Source organism: Acinetobacter sp. MD2(2019) (assembly GCF_035615615.1).
Classification (GTDB): Bacteria; Pseudomonadota; Gammaproteobacteria; order Pseudomonadales; family Moraxellaceae; genus Acinetobacter.
The window spans coordinates 1-20,190 of the sequence record NZ_VTDU01000013.1; the positions used below are offsets into that span (position 1 = coordinate 1).

The 20,190-nt window shown below is 39.9% G+C and carries 19 protein-coding genes, 2 tRNA genes and 1 pseudogene; all 22 read left to right on the forward strand.

The window, feature by feature from the left end; genetic code table 11:
* Positions 1-157, forward strand: a pseudogene (locus I2F62_RS08350) (IS5/IS1182 family transposase); the annotation flags it as partial.
* A gap of 73 nt (positions 158-230) precedes the next feature.
* A complete protein-coding gene (locus tag I2F62_RS08355; RefSeq protein WP_324626563.1) occupies positions 231-1,208 on the forward strand; it encodes a zinc-binding dehydrogenase in 978 nt (325 codons plus the stop codon).
* Between the two features lie 68 nt (positions 1,209-1,276).
* Positions 1,277-1,636, forward strand: coding sequence for a DUF1304 domain-containing protein (locus I2F62_RS08360; protein WP_324626564.1), 360 nt, complete (start codon positions 1,277-1,279; stop codon positions 1,634-1,636).
* Positions 1,637-1,817: 181 nt separating this feature from the next.
* Positions 1,818-2,867 (forward strand): GTP 3',8-cyclase MoaA, encoded by a 1,050-nt coding sequence (gene moaA / locus I2F62_RS08365; RefSeq protein ID WP_324626565.1) that lies wholly within the window; start codon positions 1,818-1,820, stop codon positions 2,865-2,867.
* Positions 2,868-2,950: 83 nt separating this feature from the next.
* A complete protein-coding gene (gene moaCB, locus I2F62_RS08370) occupies positions 2,951-3,874 on the forward strand; it encodes a bifunctional molybdenum cofactor biosynthesis protein MoaC/MoaB (protein WP_324626566.1) in 924 nt (307 codons plus the stop codon).
* The gene (locus tag I2F62_RS08375; RefSeq protein ID WP_324626567.1) at positions 3,871-5,088 is read left to right on the forward strand and encodes a molybdopterin molybdotransferase MoeA; all 1,218 of its coding nucleotides are present in this window, start codon (positions 3,871-3,873) and stop codon (positions 5,086-5,088) included. Before moaCB ends, I2F62_RS08375 begins: the two co-directional genes overlap by 4 nt.
* A gap of 33 nt (positions 5,089-5,121) precedes the next feature.
* Complete coding sequence (locus I2F62_RS08380; protein ID WP_324626624.1) at positions 5,122-5,373, forward strand: MoaD/ThiS family protein; 252 nt, start codon at positions 5,122-5,124, stop codon at positions 5,371-5,373.
* 3 nt (positions 5,374-5,376) lie between these two features.
* A complete protein-coding gene (locus I2F62_RS08385) occupies positions 5,377-5,841 on the forward strand; it encodes a molybdenum cofactor biosynthesis protein MoaE (RefSeq protein WP_324626568.1) in 465 nt (154 codons plus the stop codon).
* Between the two features lie 152 nt (positions 5,842-5,993).
* Positions 5,994-8,408 (forward strand): FdhF/YdeP family oxidoreductase, encoded by a 2,415-nt coding sequence (locus tag I2F62_RS08390; RefSeq protein ID WP_324626569.1) that lies wholly within the window; start codon positions 5,994-5,996, stop codon positions 8,406-8,408.
* Positions 8,409-8,486: 78 nt separating this feature from the next.
* On the forward strand, positions 8,487-9,272 hold the full coding sequence (gene fdhD, locus I2F62_RS08395) for a formate dehydrogenase accessory sulfurtransferase FdhD (protein ID WP_324626570.1): 786 nt from the start codon (positions 8,487-8,489) through the stop codon (positions 9,270-9,272).
* 203 nt (positions 9,273-9,475) lie between these two features.
* Positions 9,476-9,552, forward strand: a tRNA-Val gene (locus I2F62_RS08400).
* Positions 9,553-9,615: 63 nt separating this feature from the next.
* Positions 9,616-9,692: transfer RNA gene (locus I2F62_RS08405), tRNA-Ile, on the forward strand.
* Between the two features lie 697 nt (positions 9,693-10,389).
* Entirely contained in the window at positions 10,390-10,974 is a 585-nt protein-coding gene (locus I2F62_RS08410) for a fimbrial protein (RefSeq protein WP_324626571.1), read from the forward strand.
* Positions 10,975-10,991: 17 nt separating this feature from the next.
* Entirely contained in the window at positions 10,992-11,696 is a 705-nt protein-coding gene (locus I2F62_RS08415) for a molecular chaperone (RefSeq protein ID WP_324626572.1), read from the forward strand.
* An 11-nt stretch (positions 11,697-11,707) separates the two neighbouring features.
* Positions 11,708-14,269 carry a fimbria/pilus outer membrane usher protein gene (locus I2F62_RS08420; RefSeq protein WP_324626573.1) on the forward strand — a complete coding sequence of 854 codons (2,562 nt, stop codon included), beginning with the start codon at positions 11,708-11,710 and terminating at the stop codon, positions 14,267-14,269.
* Positions 14,269-15,450 carry a fimbrial protein gene (locus tag I2F62_RS08425; protein WP_324626574.1) on the forward strand — a complete coding sequence of 394 codons (1,182 nt, stop codon included), beginning with the start codon at positions 14,269-14,271 and terminating at the stop codon, positions 15,448-15,450. The genes I2F62_RS08420 and I2F62_RS08425 overlap by 1 nt, the downstream gene beginning before the upstream one ends.
* Before the next feature lie 316 nt (positions 15,451-15,766).
* Complete coding sequence (gene pqqA, locus I2F62_RS08430) at positions 15,767-15,841, forward strand: pyrroloquinoline quinone precursor peptide PqqA (RefSeq protein WP_001982218.1); 75 nt, start codon at positions 15,767-15,769, stop codon at positions 15,839-15,841.
* A 70-nt stretch (positions 15,842-15,911) separates the two neighbouring features.
* Positions 15,912-16,823 (forward strand): pyrroloquinoline quinone biosynthesis protein PqqB, encoded by a 912-nt coding sequence (gene pqqB, locus I2F62_RS08435; RefSeq protein ID WP_324626575.1) that lies wholly within the window; start codon positions 15,912-15,914, stop codon positions 16,821-16,823.
* 12 nt (positions 16,824-16,835) lie between these two features.
* Positions 16,836-17,597 carry a pyrroloquinoline-quinone synthase PqqC gene (gene pqqC, locus I2F62_RS08440; RefSeq protein WP_324626576.1) on the forward strand — a complete coding sequence of 254 codons (762 nt, stop codon included), beginning with the start codon at positions 16,836-16,838 and terminating at the stop codon, positions 17,595-17,597.
* Positions 17,594-17,878: a pyrroloquinoline quinone biosynthesis peptide chaperone PqqD gene (gene pqqD, locus I2F62_RS08445; protein ID WP_324626577.1), complete on the forward strand. Its 285-nt coding sequence runs from the start codon at positions 17,594-17,596 to the stop codon at positions 17,876-17,878. Before pqqC ends, pqqD begins: the two co-directional genes overlap by 4 nt.
* Entirely contained in the window at positions 17,875-19,020 is a 1,146-nt protein-coding gene (gene pqqE / locus I2F62_RS08450; RefSeq protein ID WP_324626578.1) for a pyrroloquinoline quinone biosynthesis protein PqqE, read from the forward strand. Before pqqD ends, pqqE begins: the two co-directional genes overlap by 4 nt.
* A gap of 33 nt (positions 19,021-19,053) precedes the next feature.
* Positions 19,054-20,109, forward strand: coding sequence for a dipeptidase (locus I2F62_RS08455; protein ID WP_324626579.1), 1,056 nt, complete (start codon positions 19,054-19,056; stop codon positions 20,107-20,109).
* Positions 20,110-20,190 lie beyond the last annotated feature (81 nt).

Genomic DNA, 20,190 nt, shown 5'->3' on the forward strand with positions numbered 1-20,190 from the left:
TATGGATTGGTATTTATATAAAATCAGACACTTAGTTGAAAATATGTTTTGTAGACTGAAGCAATTTAGGGGGATAGCCACTCGATATGACAAGCTGAAACGAAACTATGAAAGTTCAGTTGCTCTCGCTTGTATATTTTTATGGCTACCCTTGTAAATTAATATTTGAGCAGTAAGTGTCAACACACCCTAGCCAAATTAGCAATCATTTCAAATTTTTAGGACAGAATATGCGTAGTATCATTCATAAAAGTTTTGGTGAACCTGTCGATGTACTTGAGTTGGGTGAAATGCCAAAGCCAGAACCTAAAGCCGGCGAAGTTAGAATAAAAACGTTGTTATCACCTGTGCATAACCATGATGTATGGACCGTGCGTGGAAGCTATGGTTACAAGCCTGAATTACCAGCCATTGGCGGAAGTGAAGCGGTCGGAATTGTAGACGCACTTGGTGAGGGGGTAAATCATGTTGAAGTTGGCCAGCGTATTTCTGTGGCATCCGTACATGGAACGTGGGCTGAATATTTTATTGCGCCTGCATCTGGCGTGATTGCATTACCAGACGCCATTGATGATGAAACCGCAGCACAACTGATTGCAATGCCACTGAGTGCATTAATGTTATTAGATTTTGTGCATTTGGAAACTGGGCATTGGCTCATTCAAAACACGGCCAATGGCGCAGTTGGAAAAACAGTGGCCATGATTGCACAAGCGCGCGGGCAAAATGTAATTAACTTGGTGCGCAGAACCGATGCCATTGCAGATATGAAAAAGTTAGGTATTCAGCATGTTGTGGCAACCGATCAAGCCGATTGGAAAGAGCAGGTCAAAGCAATTCATGCCGATCAACCATTAACGGTTGCAGTCGACTCAATTGGTGGCAATGCCAGCGGTGAGCTACTTCATTTATTGGGTGAAAACAGTCTTTTGGTCTCTTTTGGGGCCATGAGTGGTGGCGCAATGAATATTTCATCTGGTGATTTAATCTTTAAACAAGCGACTGTAAAAGGCTTTTGGGCCAGTGTGATTAGCCGAGAAATGCCTGCAGAACGTAAAAAAGAATTGATCGTGGAATTACTCACATTGGCAGCGCAGAAAAAATTGATCTTGCCAGTAGAAGGTGTATTTAGCTTTGACGATGTCGCAACAATTGCTGAAAAGTCGACACAAGCTGCACGTCAGGGTAAAGTATTACTAAAACCATAATTTTGAAATGAAAAGATCGGCTGAATGGGTCGATCTTTTCTGTAGCATTCAATCGATAGGACGCAAAAATGATAGGATATATTTTAATTGGTTTAATTGCAGTATTGCATATTTACATTTTAGTTTTGGAAATGTTTTTATGGGATAAGCCCGCAGGCTTAAAAGCATTTGCCAATAGCCCAGAAAAAGCAAAAATAACCAAAGTGATGGCGCAAAACCAAGGTTTGTATAATGGGTTTTTAGCTGCCGGGTTAATTTGGTCTTTGTGTGCTATTCCTGAATCTTTCTCTGTTGCACTGGCAAATTTCTTTTTAGGTTGTGTGTTGGTTGCAGGTCTTTATGGTGGTTTTACTGCCAATAAAAAAATTATCTTTATTCAGGCAGTGCCTGCGATATTGGCACTGATTGCGGTGAATTTACATATTTAACTCATTGCCATTGCAAATAAATGCTGCTTTGTAAAAAAAGTCATTGATTGGTGAATCGGGATAAGGATAATAGAGATTTAGCCACATCAAAGCATATTCCTAAACAGGGTACATTTGATGGTGGAGTAAGCGTAAATGTCGTATAGAGCGCAGTTTCTATAGACACACAGAGGGGTGAGACATGGTACACACAATTGAGGAGGCGCAATCGCAGCTTCATTCAAGTCTTACCCAATCTCAACCTGTATTAAATTTACCCGATTCTCAATTAATTGATCAATTTCAACGTCAAAAAAGAAAATTAAGAATTTCTTTGACCGATCGCTGTAACTTTAAATGCAGTTACTGTATGCCAGATCATCCAGAATGGCTTGCAAAACACGATATTCTCAGCTTTGAAGAATTAGAGCAGTTTTGTGAAGTTATGGTTAAACTGGGCATTAATCAAATTCGTTTAACGGGTGGCGAGCCTTTAATGCGTAAAGGCGTGGTCAGTTTTATTTATCGTTTGAATCGTTTACGGGTTTTGGGGCTGACTCGTATTTCCATGACTACTAATGCCTATTATTTAGAGCACTATGCCGATGAACTAAAAAAAGCCGGTTTAGATGATTTAAATATTAGTTTAGATAGTATTCGCCCAGAAACTTTTTTAGACATGACCAAAAAGCCCTTAGCACCTGTCCTTGCAGGTATTTCGGCGGCACAAAAAGCCAATATTCCTATAAAAATTAATTGTGTTTTGGTGCAAGGGCAGAATGATCAGCAAGTCTTAGAGTTGGTTCAGTGTGCTTATCAGCAGCAGATAGAGCTGCGTTTTATTGAATATATGCCTTTAGACCAACCACAGCATTGGGCGCGTGAAAAAGTGGTGATTGAAGATGAAATTATTGATATTTTATCACCGCATTTTCAGCTTGAGGCTTTACCACGTAACCACGATCCTGCAACCGTTTACTTGCTCAATCAATCTTATAAATTGGGTATTATTTCAACCATTAGTAAGCCTTTTTGCCAAACCTGCGATCGCTTGCGTTTAACCGCAACTGGCGAGCTATTTACCTGTTTATTTGCCAATACAGGTACACCGATTCGCGCGCTTTTAAAACCCGAACGGCAGCAAGATTTAATTCAGCAAATTTTAGATGCCGTATGGTATAAAAAAGCAGGGTATATTGCCTATCAGGCAGCGCCGATTCGTAAGATTAGTATGCATTCTATTGGGGGCTAATCGTTGTGCAAGGTTTAGGTTTTTGTGCCTAAAAATATGGGATATCAAGCGACTTTATTGGTTTAGTTTCGGAAAAAGATGTTATGAAAAATGTAGGCATGAAGCCTGAAAGCTTTCGTATTGCAACGGCAACGTCAGAATTATTGGCACCGCCACATTGCTTACAGTTACTTGCAGATGGCAATACCGAAAAAGGTGATGCGTTAAAAACAGCCAGAATTGCTGGAATTTTAGCGGCAAAACGTACCGATGAGCTGATTCCGCTGTGTCATCCATTGCCAATTTACCGTGCCGATATCGACTTTGAATTATTGGCAGATCGCGTGCTGATTCATGCAACAGTAGAAACCATTGCGCCAACAGGCGTAGAAATGGAAGCTCTAACTGCGGCAAGTTTGGCGGCTTTAACCATCTACGACATGCTTAAACCGCACTGCGAACCGCATGAACTGATTATTGAACAATGCCGACTCGACTTAAAAAAAGGTGGAAAATCACATTTTAGCCGTCATTTGCGTCAACCTGTGGCGGCGGCTGTATTGGTGTTGTCTGATTCTGTGGCAGCAGGTAAAAAGCCTGATACCGCAGGGCGTTCTGTGGTTGAAACCTTAACTGAAGCAGGCTTTAATCCAATTCATTACCATGTGTTACCGGACGATGAAATACAACTCAAACAACAAATTGAGTCACTCACGCAGTCGTATGGCTGTGTCATTACCGTTGGTGGCACAGGTATTGGAAAACGAGATATAACTGTCGATGTCATCCAACCAATGCTAGAGCGCGAACTGAATGGTTTAATGGAAGCTGCGCGCTCGTTTGGGCAGCGCCGCACACCGTATGCGGCCATGTCACGTGGCGTGGCTGGCTTTATTGACAAATCTTTGGTGATTACGTTGCCGGGAAGTCGTGGCGGTGCATCGGAATCGATGGCTGCAATTTTACCCGCAATCGTACATATTTTTGACGTGTGCAAGGATTTACCACATCCAGGAGGCTATGAATGAGTTGCTCGGGAAACGGACTCATTTCGGTCGATCAGGCACTTGATGCATACCGCGTAGTACAACCGCTAAAAACGAAAACCGTGCCATTAATGCAAGCACATCAGCATTATTTGGCTGCCGATGTCGTCTCTGATATCGCATTGCCTTTATTTACCCAAAGTGCGGTTGATGGCTATGCTTTAAGAAGTGACGATATCTTGGCCGGTGTCACCGAATTTGAGTTGGTGGGTGAAGTGCGAGCGGGGATTGCCGAAAATATTCAAATTCAGTCTGGACAATGTGTACGCATTTTCACTGGTGGGCGCTTGCCAGATTCGGCAGATACGGTTGCGCGCCAAGAAATTATGCAAGTGACCCCAACTAAAATTGTGCTGAATGAACCGCTCAACAAAGGCACGGACATTCGTTATCAAGGTGAAGAATTACAAGTTGGCACACCTTTAGCTGTGCGTGGACAAGATTTAAAAAGTGGTGTGATTGCAGCATTAAGTATGGCTGGAGTTAAGCAAGTGCAGGTCTTTATGCAGCCTAAAATTGCCGTTTTAATTACCGGAGATGAAGTCAGCCAAAGTTTAGATAACGATGCCCAAGTATTTGATGCCAACGCACCGATGATTTTAACATGGCTTAAAGAACAAGGCTTTAGCAATATTCATCTTGAACATGTGGTTGATCAGCGTGAAATTTTAACGCAAGCACTTAAAAATGCCTTCGATCATTACGATTTAGTCATCACGACCGGCGGCGTATCTGTGGGGGATTATGACTTAATTCGTCCTGTTTCTATGCAGCTGGGTGCAACAGAGGTGTTTTGGAAAGTCGCACAAAAACCGGGTAAGCCGCTGTATTTTGCACAGTATCAAACAGAAACGCAGCAATCGTATTTGTTGGGTTTACCGGGCAATCCTGCGGCGGTGTTTGTTTGTTTGTCCTTACATGTTACGGCACTGTTAAATGCGTTGCAGGGCAATACACAAGGACAACCCGCGTGGAAACAAGCGCGACTCGAAAGCGAAGTTAAGCCAGACAGTCGCGATCAGTTGCTAAGAATGAAATTGGCTGTGAGTCATGACGGGCAATTAAGCGTTACCAAACTCGCAAAACAGCAATCGCATATGTTAAGTAATTTAAATCAGGCCAATGTCATTGTGCGTATTCCTATGCGTCACGCCGCTGAAGCCACGCCTGAATATGTTAGTTTTATTGAAATTTAAATGTTAAAAAACGATTTGCCAGCAGAGGGTAAAATGGCTGAAATTAAGGTTAATATTGAATCTTATGGTGCAGTAGGGGTTCATCTTCCAACCGATTTGACGATCGTATGCCCAGCAGCGAGCCAAGTTGCCGATGTGCTTGCAAAAATTGACCGTCAATATCCTCAAGCCCATGAAATTTTAGAAAAATGTGCGTGTGCAATCGGTGATGAAATGATTGCGCGCAGCTATGTGTTGACGCAAAATTGCACCTTAGTTCTGCTTTCACCTGTTGCCGGAGGCTAAGACATGACCGAGCTGCAACGTATTCAGGACACGGCTTTAAGCCTTGATGACTTTGATACAATTCAAAACCATCCCGAATGTGGTGGGATTGGTATTTTTATTGGTACCGTACGTAATCATCATGAAGGACGGGTGGTTAAAGCTTTAAAATACACGGCTTATAAACCGATTGCTGAAAAAATGATTCGAGAAATCGAGCAAGCAGTTAAGGCAAAATACGATGTATCCTATGTTCAGGTCGTTCATCGAATTGGTGCTTTAGATATTGGCGAAAAAGCCATTATTGCGGTTGCCTATGCTGCCCATCGAAAAGAAGCCTTTTTGGCGTGTGAAGAAGCTGTGGAACGTGTGAAACACGAAGTGCCGGTTTGGAAAGAAGAGTTTTATCTCGATGGTACAAGTCAATATGTTGCGGGTTGTTGTATCCGGCATGATGTTGAAACTGAACATCATCATTCACATGAATGAATTTTATTTGAAGCAAACATCTGTATAGCATGTAAAACATGGCATCTACTCAATATTGTTCAAAATTATTGAGTAGATGTTTAAGATGTGAAGCATAGACAATGACGCATTATGAATAGATTGGATTTATTCAAAATTCTCGCAGCGAGGGCATGCAAGTGGATCAAAACGATAAAGGCCAACAGTTAGATCAAAACGTAAATGTGCAAGAAAATACTCCTTTTGCACGAATTGAGTCTTATACCCAGCCTGCCGGTGGTTGGGGCGCGTTGCTGAGTGTTGCAAAGAATTTAAAGCGTCAGGACATTATTAAAAAAGGTTCTATCACGCTGTTAAATGTGAACCAACCGACTGGCTTTGACTGTCCGGGTTGTGCATGGCCTGAAAAGAAAGATACCCATGCATTTAATTTTTGCGAAAATGGCGCCAAAGCTGTGGCCTTTGAAGCCACCAGTAAGCGTGTTACGGCCGATTTTTTTGCCAACCATACGGTCAGTTGGTTAGCGGAACAAAACGATTTTTACTTAGAAGATTTGGGCCGTTTAACCGAGCCTATGCGCTACGATGCCGCAACCGATAAATATCTGCCAATTTCATGGGAAGCGGCGTTTCAGCTGATTGCGGAACATTTAAATGCCTTAGAACATCCAAATGAAGCGGCATTTTATACCTCTGGACGCGCCAGTAACGAAGCTGCTTTTTTATATCAATTGTTTGTTCGCAGCTTTGGGACCAACAATTTCCCCGATTGCTCGAATATGTGCCATGAAACCACAAGCGTGGGTTTAAAAGATGCTGTGGGTTTAGGCAAAGGCACGGTAACTTTAGATGATTTTGATCAAGCCGAAAGCATTTTTAGTTTCGGGCATAATCCGGGGACCAATCATCCGCGGATGTTAGCAACATTGCGTGAAGTGTCGCGCCGTGGCGGAACAATTATTGCAATTAATCCGATTAAAGAACGTGGATTAGAGCGCTTCCAAGACCCGCAAGCTGCAATTGAAATGATGACCAATAGCAGCACGCCAATTAGCCGCTATTATTTTCAGCCCAAAATTGGCGGCGATTATGCGCTGATGTTTGGCATGATGAAACACCTTTATGAGTGGGATAAACAAGCCCTAGCATCGGGTAAAGCGGGGTTATTTGACCGAGCGTTCATTGAACAACACACGGTGGGTTTCGATGCGATGTTGCAAGAAATTGACCGCACCGAATGGGCGCTGATTTATCAATATTCTGGATTGACGGCTGAAAAATTAGAATCGCTTGCAAAACTGTTTGCAGAGTCCAACCGGACTATTTTTTGTTGGGGTATGGGCATTACCCAGCATCGTCACGGTACATCAAATATTCATATGCTGGCGAATTTATTGTTAGCAAAAGGGCAAGTCGGCCGTGCAGGTTCTGGTCTGTGTCCGGTACGAGGGCACAGTAATGTGCAAGGCGACCGGACGATGGGTATTAATGAACATCCAAATCCTCAATTTTTAGACCGTTTAGATCAAGTTTTTGGGATTAAATCACCACGTGAAGATGGTTTTGGTGTGGTTGAAACCATTCAAGCTATGTACGATGGTGCGGTTAAAGTGTTTATTGGTTTGGGCGGTAACTTTGCTGTGGCCACACCAGACACTGTATATACGCAAGAAGCCTTAAAACGTTGTTCGTTGGTGGTAAATGTTGCGACCAAGTTGAACCGTAGCCATTTGGTGTGTGGTAAAGATGCTTTGGTTTTACCATGTTTAGGTCGAACAGAAGTCGATCAGCAATTGCACGGACCACAAGCCATTTCTGTTGAAGATTCAATGAGCAACGTGCATTTGTCTGCGGGGCGTAATGCACCTGCATCGGAAAGTTTACTTTCAGAGCCCGATATTGTGGCACGTATGGCTGAAGCCACCTTAAAAGAAAGTCAGGTGAAATGGCGTTGGTATATCGAAAATTACGACCGCATTCGTGATTCGATTGCTGAAGTTTTTGATGAATTTAAAGATTTTAATGCGCGTGTTTATCCACCGGGTGGTTTTCATCTTGAACATCCAGCCAATAAACATATTTGGAATACGCCAGTTGGTAAGGCTAGATTCTTAATTAAACCGTTGCTTGATGTGTATGAAGATCAGGAAAATCAATATTCTAAGCAATATACGCAGCGTAAAATTTACACCTTAATGACCACGCGCTCGCACGATCAATACAACACCACGTTGTATGGTTTGGATGACCGTTATCGTGGTGTATTTGGGCAGCGCCGTGTACTGTTTATGAATCAACACGATATTGATGCTGCTGGATTTGTGGCTAATCAATGGGTGGATATTGAAAGTATTTTCTCTGACGGCGTGCAGCGAATTGTGAAAAGTTTCAGAATCGTACCGTACGATATTCCTGTAGGAAGTTTGGCGGCGTATTATCCCGAAACCAATCCATTGGTTGCGCTGAGTAGTCACGATCCTGCGGCAAAAATTCCTGCATCTAAAAGCGTACCTGTTGTATTACATGCAGGAGCCGCGCCGACCCATTTTAATTTAGAAGAAACAGTCGATGCCGAAACCATCGCATAACATGGCCTTTTAAGTGAAAGTGGTGTTGCAATAAGAGGGTTTTTGGACTCTCTTATTTTTTGAATAAGGATGAAATAATTGAGTATTCCCATAAAAGGTTATGAGCAGGTATCGGTACAACGCTTTCAAGCTGGGCAGTCGCAGGCGACATTCGATGAAGTGGTGCAAGAATATCCTATTGCATTGGTTTATAACGGGATTTCTCATGCAGTGATGATGGCCACACCTGTGGATATTGAAGTATTTGCAAAAGGGTTTAGCTTATCTGAAGGGATTATTTCAAGTTTATCCGAACTTTATGCTATTGAAGTTCATTATAATTCATTGGGCATACAAGTTGAAATGGAAATTTCGACACGAGCATTTGTGGCTTTGAAGCAGCAGCGTAGGGCGTTAATTGGACGAACAGGATGTGGTTTGTGTGGCATAGAAAGCTTAAAGCAGTTCCATTTTGATTTGAAAACAATTAGTCACAAAGCTAACTTAAATTGGCTTAAAGATATTCCAAATGCAATTCAGCAACTGAAACAAAATCAACCGATTAGTGCTGTAACTGGTGGTGCCCATGCGGCGGCTTGGGTTGAAAATGGAAACATCGTTGCCTTATTTGAAGATGTAGGCCGCCATAATGCGCTCGATAAATTACTTGGTTTTATTGCAACTGAAAATATTGCTCGATCGAATGGCTTTGTTGTTATGACCAGTCGCGCCAGTTATGAGCTTATTCGAAAATGCGCTATTTTCGATATTGCGATGATTGCAACTATTTCAGCACCGACCAGTATGGCGATAGAAATGGCAAAAACAGCAGGGATGACCTTAGTTAGTTTCTGTAGGCAGAATGGTTTTGTTTGTTATGGTTAGTTTGCTGACAGCTTAATTCACTAGATTCTAGACTAGCAGAATTTCACTCACTTACTTCATGTAATGATTAATATCATTAATCATTTGTTTTGTAGGTTAATTTAAGAAATAAAATATCTGAATAAAAAGCAAACGTTTAAGAGGTATCTGGTCTATATTTTTCTTGATTTATGCTTAAAGAATGAATATGATGCAACTACTTTAGGCGTATAGCTCAGTTGGTTAGAGCGCTACGTTGACATCGTAGAGGTCTCCAGTTCGAGTCTGGATATGCCTACCAGTTTATTTATATAAACTCCTAAGGTTTTAAATTGGGTCAAAATTAGACTTAATTACACAATAAGGGCCTATAGCTCAGTTGGTTAGAGCAGCGGACTCATAATCCGTTGGTCCACAGTTCAAGTCTGTGTGGGCCCACCATATAAAACAACCACTTACGTGCATTAATCGTAAGTGGTTTTTTAATACCTAAATCCATGTAAGTAATATGTAAGCAGAATAAATCTGTATGAGCAAAAATGCTTTATAATGATATAGCCTGTTCTATTATTACTTTATCGAATCTTGCTAAATTTACCAATAGCGTAATATAGAAACGTGATTTTGGAAGTCATATTCCAATCTTGGTAGATATTTTTAAGAATAATACAGTGTACGAAAGTTGACTCAACTTCTCTATAGTGTAAATAGTCTTTTAAAAAAGCACAAACCGTTATTAGTCATAGCTTTTATCCCAATTAATCCTTCAATATCCCGCTTTAGCCCGTATGACTCAAGTGCATAACGAGCTATAAACTCACATCTTAATCATGGTGGAAAAACATGCTATTTAGCTTAGATTTTTAGTGGGTTCACCTTTGTATACTGAATCCCTGGTGTTTTTTTGTACTATTGTTGCCACTTTATGGTAAATTTATGTAAAAGATAGGATATAAAAATTAAAAAAAGTATTTTCAAGCACTTAAATAAAATAAAACATTTTACAAATCACTATATTGTTTAAATAGATAACAATTAGAAGTATTTTTTATTAATTTTGTTAGATTTGTCACATTTTGTTGTTAGTATGCGCGACTCAAAATTAACACCCTTGTATGTTTTTATTTCTAGAGATTGTATGAAAACTTTTCAAATTTTAGCGCCAATTTTCTTATTATCGTTTGTCCCATCGGCGGCATTCGCAGTTGATGGAACTATTACTTTTAATGGTCAGTTAGTTGATAGCACATGTACACCCACAGTCATTGGTGGTTCGACTCCTGGGGCTAAGGGCGCTGATGCAACGGTAACGTTGCCTACACTAAATGTATCTGCTTTACCTGCTGCCGATACGACAGGTGGTCTAACTAAATTTGGTATTTCATTAAATGGGGGGGCAGGTACCACTAATGGATGTATTTTAGGGTCTGATACTTCTAAAACAGCGACGCCATACTTTGAGCCTGAAGCAGGTAAAGTCAATGATGCTGGTCGTCTAAAAAATACAGATGAGCAGACTAAGAAAGTTGTTGATATTCAACTCTTAACTGATCAACAACGGGTGATTAACTTATCTAAAGATAAAGCTGATCAAGAGTCGCCTACAGCCAAGTTGGACGGTAATAATTATGTTTACAATTACTTTGCTCGCTATTACGCAACAGATAAAACTGTAGCTGGAAAGGTAACAGCTTCTGTTAGCTATAGCATTATCTACAAGTAATAAGAAGGAAAAATAATATGCGTTCTAAATTGTCAATGCTGGTTAGTGTATTTGCGCTGTCTACGATTACGCATGCAGGCGTAGTCATTACTGGTACGCGTATTATTTTTCCCTCTAATCAGAGTACGGTTACTGTTCAGCTGAATAATCAATTAAAACAACCTGCTTTAATACAGTCATGGCTAGATGATGGTGACCCAAGTAAAATTCCTTCAGCCGATAAAATTCCATTTATCTTAACGCCTCCAATTACAATGATTGAAGGTAATAAAGGGCAAATGATTCGTCTAGTTTCTAAAGGAACTGAGACTTTACCGAAAGATCGTGAGAGTTTATTTTGGTTTAATATTTTAGATATTCCTCCAACAACTGAAACTGCCCAGAATCAGCTGAATATTTCAATTCGTTCACGAATTAAAGTTTTTTACCGTCCTACTAAATTAAATATGGTGCAAGAAAAAGCATTTACATCTGTGAAATTTAGCTATAACGAGGCAGACAAAACTTTAAAAATTAATAATCCATCACCTTATTTTTTAAACTTTTTAAATCTAGATTTTAATCCTCAAAAAGAACATTTAGTTTATACCGATCCACTTATGATCGCTCCTTTTTCAGAAAGTAAGATTCAGCCCAAGCTGAATTTTAAACCAACTCAAATGATATATACCCTTATAAATGATTATGGTTCTAATCAGCCCTACACAATAGACCTGAAATAATCTGTAAATTCATGAAACGTAGCTTATTAAGTATACTCATCCTTGTCCAAATGCAGTCTATTTTCGCAGATGATGATTTAGACCCGAACGTATCAAATTCAAAACCTTTACAGGCGGAAAATAATAAAACTCTTTACAGCTATGATACGCATGCTCTTTTCGGTGGTGCAAGTCAAGATATTGATTTGCGTCAATATACTCGTGCTAATGCTGTGACTTCAGGTCTTTATTCAGTGAACACGAGTATTAATAATCGGAGTATAGGAAATTTAAATTTAAAGTTTGATCATCTTGACGCAAGCCAAGATGCTGTCTTGTGTATCGATTCAGATTTATTAGAAAAACTAGATTTGAAAGAAGAAGTCTTGCAACGACTGCCTCATAAAGAATGTCTAACCATTAAAGACATTAATTCAGATGCTTATTATGATTTTGATCGATCGCAATTAGAACTTAATTTTTCTTTACCTTTAGTAATTACGAACAATCGACCGGCAGGTTATATTGCACCAGATCGCTTTGATAAAGGTATTAGTTCTGCTTTTATCAGTTATGATTTTAATACCTATCGTTATCAATATAATCATGAACAGGCATCGGTTAGTAATTATTTAAATTTGGCTGGTGGTATTAACCTTGGTGGATTTAATTATCGACATGAAGGGAGTTTTGATTCTCAAGGTTCTCGTTTAGGTACATATCATTCATCATTAAATACGCTTTCAACAGACATACTTGCATTAAAATCACGTATCACGATAGGGGATTTTAATACTCAAGCTTACGATATTGACTCTGCACAAATTCGAGGTGCGCAGCTTGCAACTGATATGAGTATGCGCCCGATGTCACAGCGGAGTTATGCGCCACTCATTAAAGGTAATGCCAATACAAATGCCTTGGTTTCTATTTTTCAAGGTGGGCGTAAAGTGTATGAACGATCTGTTCCTGCGGGTAATTTTGAAATCAATGATCTTACAGCGATTAGTTCTAATGGTAATCTCACGGTGCAGGTTACTGAAAATGGAGGTGAAAAACATAGTTTTATTGTTCCTCTACAGGGCAACTTTAATTTAATTCGTTTGGGGCAATTGAATTATAGTGCTGCGACAGGTAAATATAAAATTAATCAGAAAGTAACGGATACCTATATTTCACAATTGAGCTTGGAATATGGTCTGAGCAACTATGTGAGTATTCATTCTGGTGTAAATTTGAGTCAGCCATATAAAAGCTATCTATTGGGGTTGGGGAGTAATACTTTCTTTGGTGGTTTTAAAGTAGATATCGAACATGCTGATGCTGAATTATTAAATCAGCTGCATAAAGGCAATAAATATCAAGCCTCATATCAGTTTAATTTTAAGCCAACACAAACAAATATAACCCTAAATGCTCAGTATCAAGATAAAGAATTTTTGAGTATGAACAATACGCTTTCATTACTTAATTATAATGACTTAGCTGAATCAGAAATAGAAAATATTTTTCAAACCTATCGGTTAAAACAGCAGCAGAATATTTCGCTGTATCAAAATTTAAAAGATAAATGGGGCACATTTTATGTTAGTGCTTCTCGTAATGAATATTGGAACGCGAATAAAGACTATATGCAGTATAATGTTGGATATGCGAACTTTTTTAAAAAATTGAATTACTCAATCAACTTTTCACAAAGCTCTACATCCTTCTATGATAATAAAACTGAAAGACGTATTTATTTAACATTTACACTACCTTTAGATTGGTCTAATAAACACGCGAACCTATATTCAAATATACAGCATAGTGATATCGCAGGAAATCCAACCTCTGCAGTTATTGGGGTATCTGGTACACTAGGTTCAAATAATCAAATGGATTATGGTCTATCCGTAAATAGTAATATAGACGGTTATCAGAATAATCAGTCTTTATCTGCTAGCGTAGGATATAACCTGCCGCAAATTAGACTAAATAGTGTTGCTAGTATTTCAAATACTGATCAACAATTTGGTTTTAGTGCTCAGGGTGCATTTGTTGCACATCGACATGGCATAACGGCAAGCAATGCGATTGCTGACACATTTACGATTATTCATGCCGATGGCGCAACCGATGCAGATGTTAATAATGCTTGGGGTGTAAAAATTGATCGCTTTGGTAATGCGATTTATTCAAGTCTTTCACCCTATGAAGTAAACGAGCTCAGTGTGGACACGAGAAACCTTCCTGTTAATGTTAATCTGAAAGCAAACCAAGCAGAAATTATCCCTCGTCGTTACAGTTCTACTTTGATTGAATTCGAAACAGAAAAAACATCAAATTTGCTGTTTAATGTTCATACGGATAAAGGAGTAGAAATCCCAATCGGTGCGCAGGCAATGGATTCAAAAAATAATATTCTAGGTGTTTTTGGTCAGTCAAATCAGTTGTTTATTGAAAAAGAGAAATTTTTGAAATCTAAAGAAATATTTGTTTATTGGGGGGCTATAAATACGCAATCCTGTGTCATTAAAATACCATCTAAGATCAACCTTTCTAAAAAGGCGAAAAGCAAAACCTTCCAAATCATCGATGTGGAGTGTAGATAATGCATCCTTATATTCATTATTTTACTTTTTTTAATCTTATGCTTTTATCAGGAAACATCTGGGCTGCCCAGCAGAGTTGTAATAATGGTGGTAATGCAGCAAGTAAATTGCATCCGTCAAACACAAGGGCTGCTGTTGACCAAAATCTGAATTCGGGAGATGTGAAAAATATACTCACACCCGAACAGCAGTCTATTGTAGGTAGTAGCCTCATAAAATGTAACATTCGGAAATATAATGGTGTAGACGGTCAACAGCAAATGTTAGCTGGAACAAAAACGGCAACATTTAACCCTTTTTTTAATAGTAATATTTCATCAAATATGCAAAAAACATTTAATGGTAAAAGTTACTATAAAATAGTGAATACAAGTAATAAATTTATAAACGATTATGCGTATATTTATTTTTCTTATAGTGATAACACCGCAAAAGCACCAGAATATACTTTGAATGAACCAAACGGAAATATTCGTACACTAGATACATATACACAAGGTTTAAAAATTCATAATTTATCTATAGCGTTCGATAAAGCACCGATACAGCCGATCACGAATGTGCCTATTAAAATTGGTAGTTTAGATGTTGCGTGGACGAGGCAAGAACCAAACCAAAAATATTACGATATAAATGGAACGATAAAGCCAGACCAATCTAGCCAGCAGGACGCTAGCTTCACAACTTCAGCAACTCAAGTTGCTCAAATTCGATTAAACATAACGCCGTATTCATTAAAAACATGTAATGTGAATAGCCCTAATGTCGTATTACCAACCATGTCAACACATACATTGAAAAATGTTGGCGATACAGCAGGAAAAACCAACTTTACAGTTAAAGCAACGTGCACATCTGGCTTAGAAAATACACTTTTGTATAGCACTATAGTAGATAATCAAGATGTTGGCAGTTCTCAAATAGAAAAGGCTTCTAAAGGCGTTTTAATAAATGCTGAAACACCAAGTGCATCTAAGAATGTTGCTATACAGATTTTTGATGCAAAAACGAATATGCCTGTAACATTGGGTGTAGAAACAGAATTTGGTACTACATCACAAGATAAAGATAATCCAATAGCGAGTAGAGGCTACTATGCAAAATATTATAAATTGGATTCAGCTAATACATCTGCTGGAACATTAAACTCGACAGCAACAGTGACGGTGATGTACAAATAACGTGGCGAAAAAACTTTATAGATTAAAGATCGTTGATTTACTAGGCTAAATTCAGTTTTCCTGATGATCAAATTTTAGGATATTACCAAATTTAGTCACTTTTTAAACATCTAAATAAGCGTAATAAAACGGATAAATTATTATAATTTAACCCTTTATTTATTATTTCTATGTGCTCGTTTGTGGAATAGGCGAATCAGAGTTTGCTTGACGCGACTTTTTAGTTAAAATGCTTCTTTAAAACTCACTAAAACTAAATGGTTTTCATCTTCAATAGAAGCAAGCAAAATCATTTATCCTTTACTGGAGAAAAAACATGCAATGGACTAAACCTGCTTTTACAGATTTACGCATTGGTTTTGAAGTGACAATGTACTTCGAAGCACGCTAATAGCTAAGACCCTGTTAAACTCATAAGCCCTAGATTTCTAGGGCTTATATATTTTTATAAGTATTATTTTATGTATATTCATGTTTTAGGTTCAGCCGCAGGTGGGGGTTTCCCACAGTGGAATTGTAATTGTGCAAACTGTAATGGCCTGCGTCAAGGCACCATTCAAGCCAAGCCACGTACACAATCCTCCATTGCAGTGTCAGAAAATGGCATCGACTGGGTGCTATGTAATGCCTCTCCTGATATTCGTCAGCAATTATTTGACTTTAAAGCCGCGCAACCCGCACGACAATTGCGTGACACAGGCATTAAATCTGTGGTGTTGATGGACAGTCAAATTGACCATACCACAGGGCTCTTAACCCTACGCGAAGGTTGCCCAATGGAAGTATGGTGTACTGAAATGGTACATCAGGATTTAAGCACAGGCTTTCCGTTATTTAATATGCTCAAGCATTGGAATGGTGGTTTGCAGCATAAACTCATCGATCCTAAACAAGCCTTTAAAATTGATGGTTTTGAAAACTTAGAATTCATTCCATTGATTATTCGTAGTGCTGCACCACCATATTCACCGCATCGCCATGATCCACACGATGGCGACAACATTGCTTTAGTGATTAAAGACCATAAAACCCAAAAACAACTGTTTTATGCACCGGGGCTTGGCAAAATCAGTGATGACATCATGCAAATTATGGCAGATTCAGACTGTGTGATGATTGACGGTACCTTGTGGCAAGATGATGAAATGCAACAATGTGGCGTGGGCACAAAAACAGGTCGTGAAATGGGGCATTTATATATTGGTGGTGAAGAGGGTTCGTTGTCGTATTTAGATCAACTGAGTAAACCGCGTAAGGTGTATATCCACATCAATAACACCAATCCAATTTTAAATGAACAGTCGGCACAATTTGCCGAATTGCAAGCGCATCAAGTCGAAGTGGCTTTTGATGGCATGCAGATTGAATTGTAAAAGGGCAATGCCATGACCGCAAAACCGCAAGCACTTTCGACGGCCGAATTTGAGCAAGCCATTTTGGCCAAAGGGCAGTATTATCATATTTATCATCCATTTCATGTGATGATGTATGAAGGAAAAGCCACGCAACAGCAAATTCAAGCTTGGGTTGCAAACCGTTACTACTACCAAATTAATATTCCACTGAAAGATGCGGCGATTATGGCAAATTGTCCTGATCATCGAGTGCGTCAAGAGTGGATTCAGCGCATGATTGACCAAGATGGCGTTTATCCAGACGGTGGCGGGCGTGAAGCGTGGTTACGTTTAGCTGAGGCTGTGGGGCTGACCCGTGAGCAAGTGATGTCGGAAGAATTGGTGCTGCCTGCGGTGCGTTTTGCGGTAGATGCCTATGTCAGTTTTGCTCGCCGTGCCACTTGGCGTGAGGCGGCAAGTAGTTCTTTAACTGAATTATTTGCACCGCAAATTCATCAGTCGCGTTTAGATTCATGGCCTGCGCATTATCCGTGGATTAGTGAAGCCGGTTATGACTATTTTCGTTCACGCTTAAGTCAAGCCCGCCGTGATGTTGAACACGGTATGAGCATTACCCTTGAATCATTCACTGAATATGACGAGCAACAGCGCATGCTCGAAATTTTACAATTCAAACTCGATATTTTGTGGACGATTTTAGATGCGTTGTCGCTGGCCTATGTTCACAATCAAGCACCATATCAAAGCGTCACCCGTGATCGCGTTTGGCACAAAGGATTATTTAAAGCATGAGTATTGCAAATTTTGATGTGACTCAAATACCCACGTGGCGACACGGTTACCGCTTTCAATTTGAAGCTGCGCAAAATCGCCATGTGATTTTGTATCCTGAAGGCATGATTCAGCTCAACGAAAGCGCTTCCGCCATTGGGCAGCATATTGATGGTGAACAATCCGTTGCTGATATTATTGCAGTACTGAAACAACAATTTGGTGATATCGATGCAATTGGCAATGATGTGATTGAATATATGTTGGTGGCTGAACAACAACATTGGATTGAGTTTAAATGAGTCAGGCTGTGGGCTTGCCACTGTGGCTTTTGGCAGAGTTGACCTATCGTTGTCCGTTACAATGCCCGTATTGTTCCAATCCGCTGGATTATGCCAAATATAAAGACGAACTCAGCACCCAACAATGGTGTGATGTGTTTGATCAGGCACGAAACATGGGTGCGGTGCAGCTGGGTTTTTCGGGTGGAGAACCGTTAGTTCGTCAAGACTTAGAGCAATTGGTGGCACATGCCCATGGTTTAGGGTTTTATACCAATTTAATTACCTCCGGGATGGGATTAACCGAGAACCGAATTGCCGCTTTAAAACAAGCTGGTCTTGACCATATTCAGGTGAGTTTCCAAGCCAGTGACCCTGTGGTCAACAATGCTTTAGCAGGTTCAAAACATGCCTTTGAACAAAAGTATGACATGAGCCGATTGGTCAAAAAATATGAATATCCGATGGTGCTCAATTTTGTGATTCATCGGCATAATATCGACCAAATTGATCAAATTATTGAGCTGTGTATAGAGCTTAATGCCGACACCGTTGAATTGGCGATTTGCCAATTTTATGGTTGGGCATTTGAAAATATGCAGGGCTTGTTGCCGACCAAAGCACAGCTCGTCCGCGCTGAACGTATTACCAATGAATATCGTGAAAAATTAAAGCAACAAAAGCATCCGTGTAAACTTATTTTTGTGGTGCCTGATTATTATGAAGAACAGCCCAAAGCCTGCATGAATGGCTGGGGTAAAATCTTTTTAACGGTTGCGCCTGATGGTACAGCTTTGCCATGTCATGCTGCACGACAATTACCTTTGAGTTTTCCCAATGTAAAACAGACGCCACTTACTGAAATTTGGTACGATTCAGAGGGTTTTAATGCCTTTCGGGGCGATGCCTGGATGCCTGAGCAATGCCGCAGTTGCGATAAAAAAGATCGTGATTTTGGTGGCTGTCGTTGTCAGGCGTTTATGCTGACGGGGGACGCCAAAAATGCCGATCCTGTCTGTGGAAAATCGCCGTATCATCATTTAATTGAGCAGGCACGAGAGCAAAGCCATCAAGCGGTTGATTTAGATCAGCTTCAATTTAGAAATAGCAAAAACTCAAAAAAATATCTGCAACAGCGGATTGAACTGATACAAACCGATTGATCTATAGATACAGCTTAAACAAGGATATTAGCCATGCAGCCGTTGATTTTTGATGGTCATAATGATGCTTTAACACGGCTCTGGTTAAGTGATGCTGCTGATCCAGTTGCTGCTTTTTTAAATGGTGGTTTGGCAACTGAAATGGATTTACCACGTTGCCAACAAGCTCACTTTTTAGGGGGGATGTTTGCGGTATTTATTCCACCATTTGCTTATGTAAAACAGCATCATCCTAATAAGATTGTTGATTTAAATGCCACTGAGTTTAGTCGCGCTGAAATGCAGCAGATTGTGCAACAACAAATTGCACTTTTACACGATTTGGTGGCACGTTCACAGCAGCAATTACAATTGTGTACCACAGTCGACCAGATTAAAAATTGTCAGAACAATAAGCAAATCGCGATTGTGATGCATATGGAAGGTGCTGAAGCACTCGATGCCAATTTGTTTTTATTGGATGATTGGTATGCAGCAGGTTTGCGTAGTATAGGCGCATTGTGGAATCGCACAAGTTTGTTTGGACATGGTTTAAATGCCAGTTTTCCACATTCGCCCAATACGGGCGAGGGCTTGACTCGATTAGGCAAACAGCTCATCACAAAAGCTGCGCAGCTGAACATGGTGGTGGATGTGTCGCACATGAACGAAGCTGCATTTTGGGATAGTGCCGAAATTTTAGCGCAGTGTGATCAGCCAGTTGTGGCGACCCATTCCAATGCACATGCATTGTGCCCGCAAGCAAGAAATTTAACCGACAGTCAATTGGCTGCAATAGCAGCAAGTCAGGGCATGGTTGGCGTCAATTTTGATACTGCATTTTTACGTGCTGATGGACAGCGCAATAAATACACCTCAATTGATGTCTTACTCGACCACATTGAATATTTAATGCAAAAACTAGGTGAAACACGGGTGGGTTTTGGTTCGGATTTTGATGGTGGGTGTTTAAGTGATGAAATTGGCGATGTGACGGGCTTGCAAAAAATTGTCAGTAAAATGCAGCAACGAGGTTATACAAATCGCTTGATTGAGCAAATCTGTAAAGACAACTGGTTCAATGTGTTAGCGCGGATTTGGAAAAAGTAACCGATCAATAAATGTCATTTTCCCTTTGTCATTGATGAATCGGTGATGCTAAACATCGCTAAAGTTATATTCAAACAGCGA

Bases quoted from the DNA above. Each gene is read 5' to 3' on its own strand.
- I2F62_RS08355 (WP_324626563.1), top strand. From the start codon at position 231: ATGCGTAGTATCATTCATAAAAGTTTTGGTGAACCTGTCGATGTACTT.
- I2F62_RS08360 (WP_324626564.1), top strand. From the start codon at position 1,277: ATGATAGGATATATTTTAATTGGTTTAATTGCAGTATTGCATATTTAC.
- moaA (WP_324626565.1), top strand. From the start codon at position 1,818: ATGGTACACACAATTGAGGAGGCGCAATCGCAGCTTCATTCAAGTCTT.
- moaCB (WP_324626566.1), top strand. From the start codon at position 2,951: ATGAAAAATGTAGGCATGAAGCCTGAAAGCTTTCGTATTGCAACGGCA.
- I2F62_RS08375 (WP_324626567.1), top strand. From the start codon at position 3,871: ATGAGTTGCTCGGGAAACGGACTCATTTCGGTCGATCAGGCACTTGAT.
- I2F62_RS08380 (WP_324626624.1), top strand. From the start codon at position 5,122: ATGGCTGAAATTAAGGTTAATATTGAATCTTATGGTGCAGTAGGGGTT.
- I2F62_RS08385 (WP_324626568.1), top strand. From the start codon at position 5,377: ATGACCGAGCTGCAACGTATTCAGGACACGGCTTTAAGCCTTGATGAC.
- I2F62_RS08390 (WP_324626569.1), top strand. From the start codon at position 5,994: ATGCAAGTGGATCAAAACGATAAAGGCCAACAGTTAGATCAAAACGTA.
- I2F62_RS08410 (WP_324626571.1), top strand. From the start codon at position 10,390: ATGAAAACTTTTCAAATTTTAGCGCCAATTTTCTTATTATCGTTTGTC.
- I2F62_RS08415 (WP_324626572.1), top strand. From the start codon at position 10,992: ATGCGTTCTAAATTGTCAATGCTGGTTAGTGTATTTGCGCTGTCTACG.
- I2F62_RS08420 (WP_324626573.1), top strand. From the start codon at position 11,708: ATGAAACGTAGCTTATTAAGTATACTCATCCTTGTCCAAATGCAGTCT.
- I2F62_RS08425 (WP_324626574.1), top strand. From the start codon at position 14,269: ATGCATCCTTATATTCATTATTTTACTTTTTTTAATCTTATGCTTTTA.
- pqqB (WP_324626575.1), top strand. From the start codon at position 15,912: ATGTATATTCATGTTTTAGGTTCAGCCGCAGGTGGGGGTTTCCCACAG.
- pqqC (WP_324626576.1), top strand. From the start codon at position 16,836: ATGACCGCAAAACCGCAAGCACTTTCGACGGCCGAATTTGAGCAAGCC.
- pqqD (WP_324626577.1), top strand. From the start codon at position 17,594: ATGAGTATTGCAAATTTTGATGTGACTCAAATACCCACGTGGCGACAC.
- pqqE (WP_324626578.1), top strand. From the start codon at position 17,875: ATGAGTCAGGCTGTGGGCTTGCCACTGTGGCTTTTGGCAGAGTTGACC.
- I2F62_RS08455 (WP_324626579.1), top strand. From the start codon at position 19,054: ATGCAGCCGTTGATTTTTGATGGTCATAATGATGCTTTAACACGGCTC.